Origin of the sequence: Umezawaea sp. NPDC059074, assembly GCF_042738955.1 — a bacterium.
In the GTDB taxonomy this organism is placed as follows: Bacteria; Actinomycetota; Actinomycetes; order Mycobacteriales; family Pseudonocardiaceae; genus Umezawaea.
The window spans coordinates 1-17,095 of the sequence record NZ_JBHYHC010000046.1 but is presented as its reverse complement, the minus strand read 5'-3'; the positions used below and the strand labels follow the sequence as shown (position 1 = coordinate 17,095).

Genomic DNA, 17,095 nt, shown 5'->3' with positions numbered 1-17,095 from the left:
CATGACCGACCCGGTGGAGCACCTGCTGGAACTGCTCGCCCAGGACGCGGGGAGCGAGCGGCTCGCGCAGGTGCTCCCCGCGGCGCGGGCCGCGGGCGTGGCCGACGCCGAGCTGGACCGGGTCGAACGGGCGACCGAGCGGGCGCTGGAGATCCGCCGCACGCTCACCGAGCACCGCAGGCGGGAAGCCGAGCTGGAGGCGCTGTTCGACACCGCCAGCGACCTCGCGGGCGCGCGCGACCCGGACGCGGTGCTGCGCTCGATCGTCCGGCGGGCCCGGCTGCTGCTCGGCACGGACGTGGCCTACCTGAGCATGAACGAGCCCGCGGCGCACGGCACGTACATGCGCGTGACCGACGGCTCGGTGTCCGCGCTGTTCCAGGAGGTCCGGCTCGGCATGGGGGAGGGGCTCGGCGGTCTGGTCGCGCAGACCGCCCGGCCCTACGCCACCGCCGACTACTTCGCCGACCTGCGCTTCAACCACACCACGCCGATCGACACGGCCGTGAAGGACGAGGGGCTCGTCGCGATCCTGGGCGTGCCGCTGACGCTGGGCAGCCGGGTGATCGGCGTGCTGTACGCGGCGAACCGCACGCCCCGGCGCTTCCCGCCGGACGAGGTGGCGCTGCTGTCGTCGCTGGCCGACCACGCGGCCATCGCGCTGGACACCGCGCACCTGCTGGAGGAGACCAGGGTCGCGCTGCGGGAGCGCAACGAGGCCAACGAGGTGATCCGCGCCCAGAGCGAGGACATGCGCCGCGCCGAGGAGGCCCACGACCGGCTCGCGGACCTCGTGCTGCGCGGCGCGGACGTGCCCGAGGTGGCCGCGGCCGTGGCGAAGGTCCTCGACGGCGCGATCGCCGTGCACGACGGCGACCTCGCCGAATTGGCCAGGATCGGTGCCACCGGAGGGACTCCGCCGCGGTCGGCGGTCACGGCCTCGCGCGCGACCGGCCGGGCCGTGGAACGGGACGGCACGTGGGTGTGCGCGGTGCTGGCGGGCCGGGAGCTGCTGGGCAGCATCACGTTGACCGGCAGGCCGGACCTGGCGGACGCGGACCGGCGGCTGTTCGAACGCGCGAGCGTCGTGACGGCGTTGCTGCTGCTGTTGCGGCGCAGCGTGGCCGAGGCGGAGAACAAGGTGCGCGGCGAGCTGATCACCGACCTGCTGACCGCTCCGGACCGCGACCCGGCCGGTCTCGCCGCGCGGGCCAGGCGGGTCGGCGTGGAGCTGGGCGTGCCGCACGTCGTCCTCGTCGCCGACGGCGCGTCCGCGCCCCGCGAACGGCTGCTCGCGGCCGCCGCGCACTTCGCGTCGACCGGCCGCGGCCTCGCGGGCGTGCACGGCGACCACGTCGTGCTGCTGCTGCCCGGCACGGGCGCCGCGACCGCCGCCGCGGAGACCGCGCGGGTGCTCGGCAAGGCCGTCGGAGCCCCGGTGACCGTCGGCGCGGGCGGCCCCGCCGCCGGACCGGACCAGGTCGTGACGGCGCACGCCGAGGCCGCGCGGTGCCTGTCGGCGCTGCTGGTGCTCGACCGGCGCGGCCAGGGCGGCACGCCCGCCGACCTCGGGTTCGTCGGCGTGCTGCTGGGCGAGCGCGCGGACGTGGCCGGGTACGTCCGCACGACGTTGGGGCCGCTGTTGGACTACGACGCGGTGCGTGGCACGGAACTGGTCCGGACGCTGGCCGCGTACTTCGCGTGCGGCGCGAACCTCAGCCGTGCCAAGGACGAGCTGCACGTCCACGTGAACACCGTCGTGCAGCGCCTGGACCGGGTCGCCACGCTGCTCGGTGACGACTGGCAGTCACCCGAGCGGGTGCTGGAGATCCAGCTGGCCCTGAAGCTCCTGCTACTGGTGGGTTAGCGCGCACTCGGTGGGGGAGACGGTAGCCGGGCGGGCGATCGTGGCCGACGGCGGCGGGCGTTCCCCGGCCAGCCACCGCTCCAGCGCGGTGAAAGCCGTGTGGTGGCAGGGAGTCAGGGGGCGCAACTGGTCGGGGAAGGCGTCGTAGAGCGAGTCGACGTGCGTGCCGCCCTCGATCCGGTAGTAGCGGAACAGCTTGTCGCGCCCGGCTTTCCGCACGAGCTCGGCGTACACGTCGGAGTCCTGGTCGATCGGCAGCAGCCCGTCCAGCGTGCCGTGCAACGTCAGCAGGGGCTTGCCGATCCGGCCGGTCAACGCGATGCGCCGCACCGCTTTCCGTGCTTGGGGCCGGGTCCGGTAGTCGTAGTCGGCTTCCGCGCCCTCGTAGTCGGGGTCCAGCGCCTCGCGGTAGATCCGCTGGGTCAGCTCCCAGTAGTACTGGCGGTAGAACGGCCACAGGAACGCCGACTCGGCGGGGAACACGGGCTCGCCGCGCAGCGCGGGCGGCAGGAACGTCAGCAGGTTCGGCCCCTCCTCCCGCCACAGCACGCCCTCCCAGTCCACGCCGCCGTCGTACAGCTCGGGGTGGTTCTCCAGCTGCCACCGCACGAGGTAGCCGCCGTTGGACAGGCCGGTGGCGAGCGTGCGGGCGGGTGGACGGCAGTAGTGCTGCCGCACCACGGCTTTCGCCGCGCGCGTCAACTGCGTGACCCGCTGGTTCCACTCCACGATCGCGTCGCCGCCGCTGTAGAACTCGACGCCCGTGTTGCCCTTGTCGGTCGCCGCGAACGCGTACCCGCGGTCCAGTACCCAATCGCTGATCGCGCGGTCGTTCGCGTACTGCTCCCGCACGCCCGGCGACCCCGCGACCACCAGACCGCCGTTCCACCGCGCGGGCAACCGGATCACGAACTGCGAGTCGTGGTTCCAGCCGTGGTTGGTGTTGCCGGTCGAGTCGTCGGGGAAGTAGCCGTCGACCTGCGTCCCCGGCACGGCGGTCGGCGCGGGCAGCCCCGCGGGCGTCAACCCGGCCCAGTCCGCCGGATCGGTGAGCCCGCCCGCGGTGGTCAAGTCGTTGGTGGACACGGATTCCTGGTGCTCCGCGCCGGGGACGCGGAGCGGGCCGCAGCGGGAGGCCTGCGCGGCCTGGACCGGCGCGACGGTGACGAGGGACAGGGCCACGAGGATCGGAACGACGGTGTTCACGTGCCGACCGTAGGACCGGGGTCGTTGCGGGGTAATGGTTCCGGCCACCACAACGACGCGCGCGGATGTGGAGGTCAGGTCCATCGCGCGCCGTGCGGGTCGTTCCTAGCGTGAGGTGCGGACAAGGAGGTCCGCATGCGCATCGTCGCTCTGGTCCTGTTCCTGCTGACGGCCATCACCCCGGCTGCCCACGCCGCGAGCATCACCGAGGTCACCGGTTTCGGCACCAATCCGGGCAACCTCAAGATGTTCCGCTACGTCCCCGACGGCCTCGCCACAGGTCGCCCCGTCGTGGTCGTCCTGCACGGCTGCACCCAGGACGCCGCCGGTTACGGCACCGCCTCGGGCTGGGTGTCGCTGGCCGACCGCTACCGCTTCGCACTCCTGCTGCCGCAGCAGCAGAGCGCCAACAACCTCAACAAGTGCTTCAACTGGTTCCAGTCCGCCGACACCACTCGCGGTCAGGGCGAGGTCGCCTCCATCGCCCAGATGATCGCCAAGATGCCCGCGGGCCCGACCTACGCCACCGGCTTGTCCGCGGGCGGCGGCATGACCTCGGTCCTGCTGGCCACCTACCCGGAACTCCTCCGGGGCGGCGGCATCGTCGCGGGCCTCCCGTTCGGCTGCGCCGCATCGCTCGTCGACGCTTTCACGTGCATGAACCCCGGCAAGAACCTGACCCCGCAGCAGTGGGGCGACAAGGTCAGGCAGGCCTCCAGCTACACCGGCCCCCGCCCGCCCGTGACCATCTGGCACGGCACGGCCGACTACACCGTCGCCACGGCCAACCAACGGGAGCTGGTCGAGCAGTGGACCAACGCCCTCGCCACCGACACCGCCGCGGACGTCACCGACACCGTGGCGGGCTACCCGCACGCCGTGTACCGCACCGCCACAGGCACCACCGCGGTGGAGACCTACACCATCACCGGCATGGGCCACGGCCAACCCGTGGACCCCGGAAGCGGTGCGCAGCAGTGCGGCACAGCGACCGCGTACGTGCTAGACGTGAACGTTTGCGCCGCGTGGCACCTAGCCCACGGCTGGGGCCTGGACACGTAGACCGTCCGGTGTGGAGCTTCCCGCGGAGAGCTCCTCACCGTACCGGTGGTACTGCCAGTGCTCCCTGGCCGCGAGGTGGTCCGCGGTCTCGTCGGCCTTGAGGTCCGACCAGTCCACGTCCTCGAGGCTGTCGCCGGGGATCAGCGTCCCCGGCCTCAGCAGGGCGACCTCGTCCAGACCGTCCGATTCCCAGCCGAGTTCCGTGGCGCTGCACAACATCCCGTGCGAGGTCTTGCCCCGGAAACTGGTGCGGCGCATCTTCTTGCGGCCGGGTAGTCGGGCTCCCGGCAGCGCGACGGGGACGAAGTCGCCCTTCACGACGAGATCGGGACCGCCGAACACGATCTGCACCGGCTCCTGCTCGCCGATGTCGACCACGGCCAGCCGGATGAATTCCCCGTTCGGATGAGCCGCGACGGAGATGACCTGCCCTGCTACGACCTTCGCGGGACGCATTGAGGGAGGGTACACAGATGCCTGGTCAGGTGGAATGGGCACGGTTGGGTTCTTTCTCGGTCAGACGCGCGCCGCAGCTGCCCACAGGGCAGCGAACGCCGATTGTGCTCGCTCGCGGTGAGTTTTGTTCATCACCATGTCGCTGTTGGAGTCGCTGTTGGGACTGATCAAGTACCCGAAGTCGCCTCCGACGCTGATGTACTCGCCCATCTGCTCCAGTAGCGCGGGTTCGTCCGCTTGGAGCGCCACCATGTCCAACTGGTAGAGGGCGGTTCCCGCGGTGACCGGTTGTCCGGTCCGCCGGAAGGAGCAGTTCTTGCGCACCGAGTCGCGCCCCACGCGATCGGTGAGCAGCGTGCGGAACTGCTCGACCATGCCTTCCGAGCCGAGCGGTACCAGGAACTGGTAGTCGCAGCCCTTCGCCAGGTTCTTCGCCACCACCTCCAGGAACTCGCCTGCCGCGGGTTCACCGTCCGGCATGGCGATCAAGTCGTACTGGAGGTCGAGTGTAAGAATTTTGGCGGACAGGCAGTATCCCTCGATCCGGGCGGCTTCGTCGTCCTGGATCAGGCCCTCACGGCCCGCCGTCGCCGAGTCGGCGAGTTCGCGGGCCACGGCGTCGACGCGGTCGCTCAGCACGCGTCCGATGCGCCCGACCAGGTCGGTGTGCCTGCGGGCGCTCGCCATCGCGCGCGACACCGACTCGTTGACGTACTTGGCCACGGAGCTGTCGTCGCTCACGGTCTCGGTGACCTCGCCGTAGACCAGGTAGTCCAACGACACGCCGAAGAAGTCGGCCAGCGCCACGAGCTTCTGGAAGCTCGGCCGGGTCTGGTCGCGCGCGTACTGCGACAGGGCCGCCGGGCTGATGTCGAGCGCGGTCAGGATTTCCTGTCTATTTCTGCTGTACCCACCGCGCTCGATCAGCGAGCTGAGCGTTTGACCCAGCTTCACTTCGCGTCCGCTCACTTCACCCACCTGTGCCTTGGCCGGGATTTGGCCAGAAATGCCCGATCAGTCTATGAAGTTTGACTTCACGCAAGTGAAGTTCAACTATCCGAGCGTACTTGACTGCGCCAGCAAAGCACGCATACTTCATGGTGCACGGCCAAAAATCAAGTCCGCAGGAATGCAGAATAGCTTGATCAGAAGTAGCGGGGTGGTCGCGATGATGGTCCTGATCTTCTTCATCGGCGCGTTGTTAGGTGTCCTGGTCGGCGCGGTGGTGTGCGTGCGCTGGGTCAAGCAGGAGATGACGGCGCACGTCGCGCCGTCCATGCACCTGATGGAAGCGCGCATGAGCACGATCCAGACCTCGGTCGACCTGGCTCTTTCCAGGTGGCACGAGGACATGCACGTCCACAGGGGGCGGCATGACCGCGTCCTCGACTGAGGGGTAGTGGAGCTTCCCCCGCTCGGGAAGCTCCACGGTCACTCCCCGCGGACCAGGTCCGCCGCCCGTTCGCCGATCATCAGCACCGTCACCATCGGGTTCACCGTGGGCATGGTCGGGAACACCGAGGCGTCCGCGATCCTCAAGCCCTCCAAGCCGATCACCTTCAGGTCGGGGTCCACGACGGAGCCGATGGCGCACGTCCCGGCCGGGTGGTAGACCGTGTGGGCCGCCCGGCGGCCGTACTCCGACAGGTCCTCGTCGGAGGTCACGGCCGGGCCCGGCGCGATCTCCCGCTTGAGCCACGACTTCAACGGCTCCCGCGCGGCGATCTCGCGGGCGATGCGGAAGCCGTCGACCAAGGTCTGCTCGTCGTACCCGTCCGGGTTGGTGAAGTAGCCGAAGTCCAGCGCCGGTTTGACCGTCGGGTCCGCGCTGGTGAGCCACATCCGGCCCGTGCTGTGCGGGCGGGGGATGTTCGGGGTCATGCACACCCCGTGCTCCACCACCGGGTACCCGAGCCGTTCGGTGTTGGCGGTGAACGGGATCTGGTAGAAGTGGAACATCAGGTCCGGCCGGGGGTCGGACGTGTCGCGGCGGACGAACAGGCCCGCGTCGGAGTCCATCACCGAGTTCAGCGGGATGGGGCCGTCGGTCTCCCAGACGATCACCGACTCCGGGTGGTCCAGCAGGTTCTCGCCCACGCCCGGCAGGTCGTGCACCACGTCGATGCCCAACGCCGCCAGGTCCGAGGCGCGGCCGACGCCGGACAGCATCAGCAGCCGCGGGGTGTCGATGGCCCCCGCGCACAGCAGCACTTCCCGCCGCGCGGTGACCGGGCCTGCCGACGTCTCGACGCCGACCGCGCGACCGTCCACGAAGGACACCCGCGACACCCACGTCTCCAGCATCAGCGTGAGGTTCGGGCGGTCCAGGACGGGGTGCAGGTAGGCGGTCGACGCGGACGAGCGGTGGCCGTTCTCCGGGTGGTAGGCCACCGAGAAGAACCCGGTGCCCTCGGCGAACGGCTTGGCGTTGAAGTCCTCGACCTCGGGCACGTCCAGCGCGGCCTTGGCGGCGGCGATGAAGTCCAGCGCGATCGGGTTCCGGTCCTTCGGGTCCACCGGGATGATGTTGTTCAGCAGCCGGTCGTAGTACGGGCCGAACGTCTCCCAGTCCCAGCCGGGACCCCAGCCGTCCAGGTCCTGGGGGAACGGGACGAAGCTGATCAGCGTGTTGTGCGACGAGCAGCCGCCCAGCACGCGGGCCCGCGAGTGGCGGATGTGCGAGTTGCCGCGCGGCTGCTCGACGGTCGGGTAGTCGTAGTCCAGTTCGGACCCGAGCAGGTTGATCCAGTTGCGCAGCTCCAGCACCCGCGGGTCGCCCACGTCGCTCGGGCCGCCCTCGACGACGCACACCGTCACCTCGGGGTCCTCGGACAGCCGGGCGGCGAGCACCGAACCGGCGGTGCCGCCACCGACGATGACGTAGTCGTACTCAGGCATCCGCACTCCTCGCGAACCAGTTCTGGGCCGTGGGCTTGAGGTTCTGGTAGACGTGCTTGGGCTCGCAGTACTCGTGCAGCCCGGTGGGCCCGAGTTCGCGGCCGATGCCGGACCGCTTGAACCCGCCCCACTCCGCCTGCGGCAGGTACGGGCCGAAGTCGTTGATCCACACGGTGCCGTGGCGCAAGCGCTTGGCGACCCACTGGGCCTTCTCCAGGTCCTGCGACCACACGCCGCCCGCCAGGCCGTACTCGGTGTCGTTGCCGAGGAACACGGCCTCCTGCTGGTCGCTGAACCGCTCGGCCGTGATGATGGGGCCGAACGTCTCCTCCTGCACGAGCTTCATCTCACGGGTGCAGTCCGCGAACACCGTGGGGCGGAAGAAGAACCCGTCCTGCAAAGCGGCGTCGGACGGCCTCTTCCCGCCCGCGAGCAGCCGCGCGCCCTCAGCGAGGCCGATCTCCACGTACTTCTCCACCTTGGCGCGGTGCTCGGCCGACACCAGCGGCCCGCTCTCGCTCGACTCGTCGAACCCGTTGCCCAGCTTCACCAGGTCGGCCCGCCGCGCCACCTCGGCGACGAAGTCGTCGTACACCGAGTCCTGCACGATGAGCCGGGTCCCGGACGAGCACACCTGGCCCGCGTGGAAGAACGCGGCCGTGAGCGCGTAGTCGACGGCGGTGTCCAGGTCGGCGTCGGCGAACACGATGTGCGGGTTCTTGCCGCCCAGCTCCAGGGCGACCTTCTTCAACGACGTGGCCGCCGAGCGCATGATGTACTGCCCGACGCCGAGGCTGCCGGTGAACGACACGAGGTCCACGTCATCGCTCTCCACGAGCACCGAGCCGACCTCGGGCCCGGTGCCCAGCACCAGGTTCGCCACCCCGGCGGGCACACCCGCCTCGGCCAGGATCTCGAACAGCTTGATCGTCGTCAGCGGCGTGATCTCGCTGGGCTTCACGACGAACGTGTTGCCCGCCAGCAGCGCGGGCGCGATCTTCCACGACACCTGGAGCAGCGGGTAGTTCCAGGGCGCGATCATCGCGCACACGCCGACCGGCTCGTAGTCGATGCGGCTGATCACGTCCGGCCCCGCGCCGGGCACGATCCGCGGGTGCAGCGCGCCCGCGAGGTTGCCGTAGTAGCGGAACACCGCCGCCACGTCGTCGACGTCGATCCGGCTCTCCACCAGCGTCTTGCCGGTGTCGAGCGTCTCCGTGCGGGCGATGTCCTCCTTCGCCCGGTCGAGCAGGTCGGCCACGTGGTTGAGCACGGCCGCGCGGTGCTCCGGGCTGGTCGAGGACCAGCCGCCGTCGTCGAACGCGCGCCGGGCCGCCGCGACGGCCGCCTCGGCGTCGGCCGCCGTGCCCTCCGCGACGGTGGCGACCACGCTCCGGTCGAAGGGGTTGATCACCTCGCGCTCGGCGCCGCTACTCGACCCGATCCACCGGCCGTCGATGAACAGCTTCGACACGGGTGTTCGCCTCCTTGCGAGATGGACTGATCGTTTCACCGTTCCCGCAGGCGGACGGCCCTGTCAAGCCGAACGCGGGTGGCCGGCCTCACGGTGCCGGTGTGGACAGTGTGGCCGCGCCGAGTTGCCTGCGCAGCCTGGTGAAGTGCTTGGCGTTGTTCATCGCCACCACCCCGACCACGGTGTCGCCGCGCAGGTACACGGCGGCGAACTTGCGGTCCTCGGGGGTGCCGTCGACGTACCGGACCTCGTCGTAGAGGTGGGTCTCGCCGACGAACTGGACGCGCACGCCGTACTGGTCGGACCAGAAGTAGCCCGGTCGGTCGTGCACCGCGACGGTCTGCCCGGCGAGCAGGTTCCGCACCGCCACGGACGACTGCTCGGCCGCGCTGGTCCAGTGCTCGTGCCGCTGCCCGCTCCACCGCGCCACGTCGCCGACCGCGACCACGCCGGGCACGCTCGTCACGCCGCCCTGGTCGCACAGGACGCCGTTGCCGACCGCCACGCCCGAGTCCGCGAGCCAGTCGGTCGCCGGGTACGCGCCGATGCCCGCGACGACGACGTCCGCCGCCAGCACCGTCCCGTCGGTCAGCACGACACCGGAGCTGGACACCTGGTCCACGCCGACGCCGCAGCGCAGTGCCACGCCGTGGTCCAGGTGCAGTTCGCCGCACACCGCGCCGATCTCCGGCCCGAGCACGCGCCCGAGCGGGATCGGCAGCACCTCCACCACGGTCACGTCGAGGCCGAGCTTGCGCGCGGTCGACGCCACCTCCGCGCCGATGAACCCCGCCCCGACCACCACGAGCCGTTCCGCGCCGCCGGTGAGGGCCGCGCGCAGCGCCACGGCGTCGTCCAGCGTCCGCAACGACAGCGTGCCGGGCAACGTCCTGGCCGCGCCGCCGGTCGCGATGACCACGCCGTCCGCGACGACCGAGGAGCCGTCGGACAGGTGGACCTCGCGGGTGTCCGGGGCGAGCCGGTCCGCGCGCACGCCCAGCCGCCACTCGGCGTCGAGTGCGGCCAGCGCGTCGGGGTCCGACAGCGCCAGCGACTCGCGGTCGGCGGTGCCGAGCAGGAAGTCCTTGGACAGCGGCGGCCGGTCGTACGGCTCGTGCGGCTCGTCGCCGACGACCACGAGCCTGCCGTCGAAACCCTGTGCCCGCAACGCTTCCGCGGACCGCAGCCCGGCGAGCGACGCGCCGACGACCGCGATGGTCCTCACGCCACGTCCTGCACTGCGGTGTCCACGTAGACGACGTCGTCCTGGACGACGACGGGGTAGGTGCGGACGGGTCTCTTGGCGGGCAGCCCGTTGGGCATCCCGGTCCGCAGGTCGAACGACGACGCGTGCAGCGGGCACTCGATCCAGCAGCCCTCCAGCCAGCCGTCCGCGAGGGAGGCGTCCTGGTGGGTGCAGGTGTCGTCGACGGCGTACAGCTCGCCGTCGGCGTTGAACACCGCGATGGGCACGTGCGCCACGATGCGGACCGCCTCGCCGGGGGGGAGGTCGATGACGGTGCAGACGCGGATCATGGGGGCGCCTCCGTTGCGCGATGCAGAACACGACCTGGATAACGCAACAATGTGAGGCTGGCGGGGGTCGCCGTCAAGAGGTTCGCCTGGTTGGAGCATGGTCGGTCCGCCCGGTGGTTACTGTTGCGCCATGAGCAACTCGGACGCAGATCGGGGAACGGTGGCTCAGGTCCAGTCCGTGGACCGCGCCATCAGCGTGCTGGAGATGCTGGCGCACGGCGAGGCGGGGATCACCGAAATCGCTGGTGAGCTGGGTGTGCACAAGTCCACGGCGTCCAGACTCGTGAGCGTGCTGGAGTCCCGCGGGCTCGTGGAGCAGCTCGGCGACCGCGGGAAGTACGCGATCGGGTTCGGCGTCGTGCGGCTCGCGGGCGCGGCCACCGGGCGGATGGACCTCACCAAGCTGGGGCAGCCGACCTGCCAGTCGCTGGCCGACGAGTTCGGCGAGACCGTGAACATCGCGGTCGCCGACATGGGCGTCGCCATCAACATCACCCAGGCCAGGGGATCGGCCGCGATCAGCGCGCAGAACTGGATCGGCCAGCGCACGCCGCTGCACGCCACGTCCAGCGGCAAGGTGCTGCTCGCCTTCCTGCCCCCCGAGGAGCGCAAACGCCTGCTCGGCCTGCCGCTGGACCGGTACACGCCGCGCACGGTCGTGGACCCGGACGAGCTGTCCGTGGAGCTGGACCGGGTCGTGGTCGACGGCTACGCGGCCTGTTACGAGGAGCTGGAACTCGGCCTGCACGCGGTGGCCGTGCCGATCCGCGGGCAGCGCGGCGAGGTGATCGCGGCGATGAGCGCCTCCGGGCCGTCCTACCGGCTCTCGCGGCAGCGGGTGCGGCAGGTCGTCGAGCCGATGACGGTGGCGGCGTCCGAGCTGTCCGCGCAGCTGGGGTACTTCGCCGACTAGAAGATCCTCGATCTCGAACCCCGTTTCACCTGGTGAGACGGGGTTCTTGTCGTTTTGTCCCATTACCTGCCGGTAGCGGCCGAACGCCGCGTTTCCGGCGCGTGACTACTCGGATGGAGGGATTGACATCGGGGAGCGCTGAGCGCAACTTGTTGCAGAGGGCGGAACACCAAGCGCCTTTCGCAACTCCGGTGGGAGGGCACAGATGGCGGGTCGACCACGGGTGGTCATCGTCGGCGCGGGCATCGTGGGGTGCGCGCTGGCCGACGAGCTGACCGAGCGGGGCTGGACCGACGTCACGGTCCTGGAGCAGGGACCGCTGTTCGCCACGGGCGGGTCCAGCTCGCACGCGCCGGGGCTGGTCTTCCAGACCACCGGCAACAAGACCATGACCGAGTTCGCGAGCTACACCGCGCGCAAGTACGGCGAACTCGGCTGCTTCGACGCCGTGGGCGGCCTGGAGGTCGCGACCACGCCGGAGCGGCTGACCGAGCTGAAGCGGCGGCACGGCTGGGCGACCGCGTGGGGCGTCGAGACCTCGTTGATCTCGCCCGAGGAGTGCGTGGCGCTGCACCCGCTGCTCGACGCGGCCAAGGTGCTCGGCGGGTTCCACATCCCGACCGACGGCCTGGCGAAACCCGTCCTCGCCGCGCAGACCCAGGCGGAACGGGCCATCGCGCGCGGCGCGGTGTTCGTGCCGCACCAGAAGGTCACCGCCGTCGAGCGCGCCGCCGGGCGCGTCACCGGCGTGACCACCGAGACCGACACGTTCAAGGCCGACGTCGTCGTGTCGTGCGCCGGGATGTGGGGTCCGCTGCTCGGCGACCTGGTCGACCTCACCGTCCCGCTCGTGCCGATGGCGCACCAGTACGCGAAGACCACGGCCCTGCCGACCGGCGAGGTCGGCGGCCCGATCCTGCGCCACCAGGACGCCGACCTGTACTTCCGCGGCCACGGCGACCGGCTCGGCATCGGCGCCTACGGGCACAAGCCCATGCCCATCGACCCCCGCGAGATCGGCGACCCGCGGTTCACCAAGTCCATGGCGTCCGAGCGGCTGTTCACGCCGGAGGACTTCGAGGACTCGTGGACCGCCGCCGTGGACCTGCTGCCCGTGCTCGCCGAGTCCAAGGTGGACGACGGCATCAACGGCCTGTTCTCGTTCACCACGGACGGGATGCCGCTGCTGGGCGAGCACCCCGACCTGGACGGCTTCTGGGTCGCCGAAGCGGTGTGGATCACCCACTCCGCGGGCGTCGCGCGGGCCGTGGCGGAGTGGCTGGTCGACGGCCAGCCGAAGCAGGACCTGCACAACGCCGACCTCAACCGGTTCGAGGACGTCCAGCTCGCGCCCGAGTACGTGCTCAAGCGGAGCTGCCAGAACTTCGTCGAGGTCTACGACATCCTGCACCCGTTGCAGCCCTTGGAGGATCCGCGCCCGCTGCGCGCCAGCCCGTTCTACGAGCGGCAGCAGGCGTTGGGCGGGGTGTTCCTCGAAGGCGCGGGCTGGGAGCGCGCGCACTGGTACGAGGCCAACGCCGACCTGCCCGAGGTCGCCGACGTCCCCGCGCGCAACGAGTGGGCGTCCCGGTTCTGGTCGCCGATCGCGGGCGCGGAAGCGCTCGTGACCCGCAGCCGCGTGGCGTTGTTCGACATGACCCCGTTGAAGCGCCTGGAGGTCACCGGCCCCGGCGCGCTCGACTTCCTCCAGACCATGACCACCAACAACCTCGCCCGCAAACCCGGCGCGGTCACGTACACGCTGCTGCTCGGCGAGGACGGCGGCGTCCGCAGCGACCTCACCGTGGCGCGGCTGGCGGAGAACCGGTTCCAGGTCGGCGCGAACGGCAACCTCGACCTCGACTGGCTGACCCGGCACCTGCCCGGCGACGGCAGCGTCCAGGTCCGCGACATCACCGCGGGCACGTGCTGCATCGGCGTGTGGGGGCCGCTCGCGCGCGACCTCGTCGAGCCGATCTCCACAGTGGACACCCGGCTCGGGTACTTCAAGGCGCAGAAGGCCTACGTCGGCAACGTCCCGGTCACCGCGATGCGGCTGTCCTACGTGGGCGAGCTGGGCTGGGAGCTGTACACGACCGCCGACGTCGGCCGCGAGCTGTGGGACGTGCTGTGGGAGGCCGGGCAGGCGCACGGCGTCATCGCCGCGGGCCGGAGCGCCTTCAACAGCCTGCGGCTGGAGAAGGGCTACCGGTCCTGGGGCACCGACATGACCACCGAGCACGACCCGTACGAGGCCGGGGTCGGGTTCGCGGTGCGGATGGACAAGGGCTACTTCGTCGGCCGCGACGCCCTCGCGGCCCGGAAGCAGACCCGCAAGCTGGCCTGCCTGACCATCGCCGACCCGCACGCCGTGGTGCTCGGCAACGAACCCGTCCACGTGAACGGCGCCCCCGCCGGGTACGTGACCAGCGCGGCCCACGGCTACACGACCGGCCTGACCATCGCGTACGCCTGGCTGCCCGCCGACCTGGCCCTGCCCGGCCAGGCGGTGGAGGTCGAGTACTTCGGCGAGCGCGTCGCGGCCGTCGTCGCCGAGGAGCCCCTGTTCGACCCGAAGATGACCCGACTGAGGAGCTGACGCCGTGCCCGACACCTATGACGTCATCGTGATCGGCCTCGGCGGGATGGGCAGCGCCGCGGCGTACCGGCTCGCCGAACGCGGGCAGCGGGTGCTCGGCCTGGAGAAGTTCAAGCCGGTGCACACCCAGGGCTCCAGCCACGGCGGCTCCCGGATCACCCGGCAGGCGTACTTCGAGGACCCCGCGTACGTGCCGCTGCTGCTGCGCGCGCACGAGATGTGGGCGCGGATCGAGGCCGACTCGGGCCGGGAGATCTTCCACCGCGTCGGCGGGATCATGGTCGGACGGCCGGAGTCGCGCACGGTGTCCGGCAGCCTGCGGTCGGCCCAGGAGTGGGACCTGCCGCACGAGCTGCTCGACGCGGCCGAGATCCGCCGCCGCTTCCCGACCATGCGCCCCACCGACGAGGACATCGCGCTCTACGAGGCGGGCGCGGGCCTGGTCGTGCCCGAGGCCAGCGTCGGCGCGCACCTCGACCTGGCCGCCCGCGCGGGCGCGGAGCTGCGGTTCGAGGAGGAAGTGCTCTCCTGGACCGCCGACGGCGGCGTCGAGGTGGTGACGGCGCAGGGCACCTACCGCGCCGAGCAGCTGGTGATCTGCCCCGGCGCGTGGGCTCCGGGCCTGCTCGCCGACCTCGGCATCCCGTTCGTGATCGAGCGCCAGGTCCAGTACTGGTTCGAACCGGCGGGCGGCGCCGAGCCGTTCCTGCCCGACCGGCACCCCGTCTACATCTGGGAGAACCCCGAGGGCAGGCAGTTCTACGGCTTCCCCGCGCACAACGGGATCGACGGCGGCGTGAAGGTCGCGTTCTTCCGCGGCGGCGACCCGTGCAGCCCGGAGACCATCGACCGCACCGTCCACGACCACGAGGTCGCCGCGATGGCCGACTTCGTCGGAGCGGCGATGCCCACTCTGCCCGGCGACTTCCTGCGGGCCGCGACCTGCATGTACACCAACACCGCCGACGAGCACTTCGTCATCGCCCGCCACCCCGACCACCAGGCGGTGGTCGTCGCCTGCGGCTTCTCCGGCCACGGCTTCAAGTTCGTGCCGGTCGTCGGCGAGATCCTCGCCGACCTCGTCGCGGACGGCACGACCGAGCACCCCATCGCCCTGTTCGACCCCGCCAGGCTGACCGGCTCGGCAGCGGAAGAGAAGGTGGCCACCGGATGACCGCGACCGAGCAGCCCAGCAGCCTCATCTCCACCCTCGGCGGCCGGTACTACACGGACCCCGACATCTTCGCTCGGGAGCAGGAGCGCGTCTTCGAGCGGATGTGGTTCTGCGCGGTCCGGAGTTCCGACCTGCCCAACCCCGGCGACTTCCGCACGGTCACGGTCGGCCGCGAGAGCGTGATCATCTCGCGGGCGCGGGACGGCTCGCTCAAGGCGTTCCTCAACGTCTGCCGCCACCGCGGCGCCCGCCTGTGCACCACCGAGTCCGGGTCGGTGAAACGCGCCTTCCAGTGCCCGTACCACGCGTGGACCTACGGCCTGGACGGCAAGCTGATCGCCGCCCCCAACCTCACGTCCATGCCCGACGTCGACCGCGTGGAGTACGGCCTCACGACCGTCCACCTGCGGGAATGGCTCGGCTACGCGTGGATCACCCTCGCGGAGGACCCGCCGTCCTTCGACGACACGGTGACCAGTGCCGTCACGGAACGCCTCGGGGCGTTGAGCGCCATCGACGGCTACGAGATCGACGAACTCGAGGTCGGCAGACGCATCAGGTACGAGGTGAAGGCCAATTGGAAACTGATCATCGAGAACTTCATGGAGTGCTACCACTGCGCCACGATCCACCCCGAGCTCACCGAGGTGCTGCCCGAATTCGCGGATGGGTACGCCGCTCAGTACTACGTCGGACATGGCGCCGAGTTCGGGTCGGAGATCAGCGGTTTCACCGTGGACGGCAGTGAGGGCTTCGACAAGCTCGCGGGCGTCAGCGACGACCAGGACCGCCGCTACTACGCCATCACGATCCGCCCGCAGGTCTTCATCAACCTCGTCCCCGATCACGTGATCATCCACCGCATGTACCCGATGGCGCCGGATCTCACGATCGTGGAGTGCGATTGGCTGTACGCGAAACAGGTAGTGGCGGAGGGCCGCGACGTCTCCCGCTCGGTCGAGTTGTTCCACCGGGTGAACGAACAGGACTTCGACGCCTGTGAGCGATGCCAGCCCGCCATGTCGTCACGCGCGTATGCCAAGGGCGGTGTACTAGTGCCGTCGGAACACCACATCGGGCAGTTTCACGATTGGGTCGAACGGGTACTGGAGTGACCGTCCGAGGTTCGCTCGGCTAGGGGATGGACCGTCCCCCTTGTCGGGGTGAACGCTGCTCTGGTGATGGAGCAACGGCGCTCGCAGGTCTCGGACGAGGACCTGGTACTCATTCGACGGATTCAGCACCTCGCAAGGCGTGCTGAACGAACAGCGCACGACCACTCGAACTTCGTCGGCCCCCCGCCATCCCAGGAACACCTGGACCTGTTGGCGGAGATCCGAGCACTCACCGAAACCCACCTGTCGGTGACCTCGAAGTCGATGATGCCACGCCAAGCAGAACCGGCAGGCGACACGAGGATGGCAGCACAGGCCCTCCGCACCCCTTGACCCTGATGCCCCGATGGCCACCCCATCGGGGCATCCGTACGTCCGGGGGCGAACAGGGAGTGGTGGAGAGGACCAGGGGAGGGGCGGGTCACTCGGCCGTTGGTGTCCGGGTGAAAGGGACTGGCGTTCGAGTGAAGGGGTTGCGGCAGGGGATGGGCGGTGTTGTGGTCCCGCCAGGAAACCTCCAGCGAGACCGGCGGCCACCCGGTGACCCACCAAGGGGGCGACCGGCTGCCTGGTGACTGGCGGGCTGATCGGTGACCACAAGCGGTCCCTGGGCAAGGCGGTGGCCCACCACCGGAGAGCCAGGGTCGGTGGTGACCGGGCTGGAACTCAAGCCCGCATGGCGACTCCGCTGGGACCGGCGGGCGCAGGCCACGGAACGTGGCCGATTTGACATGGGGATTTCGGCCTTAAAATTGTGGTCGGGCGGGACTCTCTTTGGACCGCCTTTTGAGCCCG

14 protein-coding genes are annotated in these 17,095 nt (G+C 70.4%); 7 read left to right on the top strand and 7 right to left on the bottom strand.

The features are described from left to right. Position 1: 1 nt before the first annotated feature. Complete coding sequence (locus tag ACFWW9_RS21730; protein WP_390380632.1) at positions 2-1,867, top strand: helix-turn-helix domain-containing protein; 1,866 nt, start codon at positions 2-4, stop codon at positions 1,865-1,867. Here the strand turns inward: ACFWW9_RS21730 and ACFWW9_RS21725 are convergent. Then, a complete protein-coding gene (locus ACFWW9_RS21725) occupies positions 1,853-3,055 on the bottom strand; it encodes an alpha/beta hydrolase family protein (protein ID WP_390380773.1) in 1,203 nt (400 codons plus the stop codon). The two genes, ACFWW9_RS21730 and ACFWW9_RS21725, sit on opposite strands and share 15 nt — an antisense overlap. 153 nt (positions 3,056-3,208) lie before the next feature. Between ACFWW9_RS21725 and ACFWW9_RS21720 the strand changes: the two genes are divergently transcribed. Then, on the top strand, positions 3,209-4,135 hold the full coding sequence (locus ACFWW9_RS21720; protein ID WP_390380629.1) for an alpha/beta hydrolase family esterase: 927 nt from the start codon (positions 3,209-3,211) through the stop codon (positions 4,133-4,135). Here ACFWW9_RS21720 and ACFWW9_RS21715 read toward each other — a convergent pair. Further along, positions 4,106-4,591, bottom strand: a complete 486-nt coding sequence (locus ACFWW9_RS21715) for a hypothetical protein (protein ID WP_390380626.1) — start codon at positions 4,589-4,591, stop codon at positions 4,106-4,108. The two genes, ACFWW9_RS21720 and ACFWW9_RS21715, sit on opposite strands and share 30 nt — an antisense overlap. A gap of 60 nt (positions 4,592-4,651) precedes the next feature. Further along, entirely contained in the window at positions 4,652-5,560 is a 909-nt protein-coding gene (locus ACFWW9_RS21710; RefSeq protein ID WP_390380622.1) for a helix-turn-helix domain-containing protein, read from the bottom strand. 199 nt (positions 5,561-5,759) lie between these two features. Between ACFWW9_RS21710 and ACFWW9_RS21705 the strand changes: the two genes are divergently transcribed. After that, complete coding sequence (locus tag ACFWW9_RS21705; protein ID WP_390380619.1) at positions 5,760-5,984, top strand: hypothetical protein; 225 nt, start codon at positions 5,760-5,762, stop codon at positions 5,982-5,984. Between the two features lie 38 nt (positions 5,985-6,022). Here the strand turns inward: ACFWW9_RS21705 and ACFWW9_RS21700 are convergent, their stop codons facing one another. The 4 genes from ACFWW9_RS21700 to ACFWW9_RS21685 form a co-directional block, all read right to left on the bottom strand. Then, the gene (locus tag ACFWW9_RS21700) at positions 6,023-7,489 is read right to left on the bottom strand and encodes a GMC family oxidoreductase (protein ID WP_390380616.1); all 1,467 of its coding nucleotides are present in this window, start codon (positions 7,487-7,489) and stop codon (positions 6,023-6,025) included. Continuing rightward, positions 7,482-8,963 carry an aldehyde dehydrogenase family protein gene (locus tag ACFWW9_RS21695; RefSeq protein ID WP_390380613.1) on the bottom strand — a complete coding sequence of 494 codons (1,482 nt, stop codon included), beginning with the start codon at positions 8,961-8,963 and terminating at the stop codon, positions 7,482-7,484. Before ACFWW9_RS21695 ends, ACFWW9_RS21700 begins: the two co-directional genes overlap by 8 nt. Before the next feature lie 88 nt (positions 8,964-9,051). Beyond that, positions 9,052-10,188: an NAD(P)/FAD-dependent oxidoreductase gene (locus tag ACFWW9_RS21690; protein WP_390380610.1), complete on the bottom strand. Its 1,137-nt coding sequence runs from the start codon at positions 10,186-10,188 to the stop codon at positions 9,052-9,054. Further along, positions 10,185-10,499, bottom strand: a complete 315-nt coding sequence (locus ACFWW9_RS21685; protein ID WP_390380607.1) for a bifunctional 3-phenylpropionate/cinnamic acid dioxygenase ferredoxin subunit — start codon at positions 10,497-10,499, stop codon at positions 10,185-10,187. Before ACFWW9_RS21685 ends, ACFWW9_RS21690 begins: the two co-directional genes overlap by 4 nt. Before the next feature lie 130 nt (positions 10,500-10,629). On the opposite strand from ACFWW9_RS21685, the gene ACFWW9_RS21680 reads away from it, so the two are divergent. The 4 genes from ACFWW9_RS21680 (at position 10,630) to ACFWW9_RS21665 (ending at position 16,300) form a co-directional block, all read left to right on the top strand. Further along, positions 10,630-11,412 (top strand): IclR family transcriptional regulator, encoded by a 783-nt coding sequence (locus ACFWW9_RS21680; RefSeq protein WP_390380604.1) that lies wholly within the window; start codon positions 10,630-10,632, stop codon positions 11,410-11,412. A 205-nt stretch (positions 11,413-11,617) separates the two neighbouring features. Further along, positions 11,618-14,011 carry an FAD-dependent oxidoreductase gene (locus ACFWW9_RS21675; protein ID WP_390380601.1) on the top strand — a complete coding sequence of 798 codons (2,394 nt, stop codon included), beginning with the start codon at positions 11,618-11,620 and terminating at the stop codon, positions 14,009-14,011. 4 nt (positions 14,012-14,015) lie between these two features. Continuing rightward, entirely contained in the window at positions 14,016-15,185 is a 1,170-nt protein-coding gene (gene solA / locus ACFWW9_RS21670; RefSeq protein WP_390380598.1) for an N-methyl-L-tryptophan oxidase, read from the top strand. Then, a complete protein-coding gene (locus ACFWW9_RS21665) occupies positions 15,182-16,300 on the top strand; it encodes an aromatic ring-hydroxylating dioxygenase subunit alpha (RefSeq protein ID WP_390380595.1) in 1,119 nt (372 codons plus the stop codon). Before solA ends, ACFWW9_RS21665 begins: the two co-directional genes overlap by 4 nt. Positions 16,301-17,095 lie beyond the last annotated feature (795 nt).

Coding starts and splice junctions, on each gene's coding strand:
- ACFWW9_RS21730 (WP_390380632.1), top strand. CDS start 2: ATGACCGACCCGGTGGAGCACCTGCTGGAACTGCTCGCCCAGGACGCG.
- ACFWW9_RS21675 (WP_390380601.1), top strand. CDS start 11,618: ATGGCGGGTCGACCACGGGTGGTCATCGTCGGCGCGGGCATCGTGGGG.
- ACFWW9_RS21715 (WP_390380626.1), bottom strand. CDS start 4,591: ATGCGTCCCGCGAAGGTCGTAGCAGGGCAGGTCATCTCCGTCGCGGCT.
- ACFWW9_RS21665 (WP_390380595.1), top strand. CDS start 15,182: ATGACCGCGACCGAGCAGCCCAGCAGCCTCATCTCCACCCTCGGCGGC.
- ACFWW9_RS21685 (WP_390380607.1), bottom strand. CDS start 10,499: ATGATCCGCGTCTGCACCGTCATCGACCTCCCCCCCGGCGAGGCGGTC.
- ACFWW9_RS21720 (WP_390380629.1), top strand. CDS start 3,209: ATGCGCATCGTCGCTCTGGTCCTGTTCCTGCTGACGGCCATCACCCCG.
- ACFWW9_RS21700 (WP_390380616.1), bottom strand. CDS start 7,489: ATGCCTGAGTACGACTACGTCATCGTCGGTGGCGGCACCGCCGGTTCG.
- ACFWW9_RS21680 (WP_390380604.1), top strand. CDS start 10,630: ATGAGCAACTCGGACGCAGATCGGGGAACGGTGGCTCAGGTCCAGTCC.
- ACFWW9_RS21705 (WP_390380619.1), top strand. CDS start 5,760: ATGATGGTCCTGATCTTCTTCATCGGCGCGTTGTTAGGTGTCCTGGTC.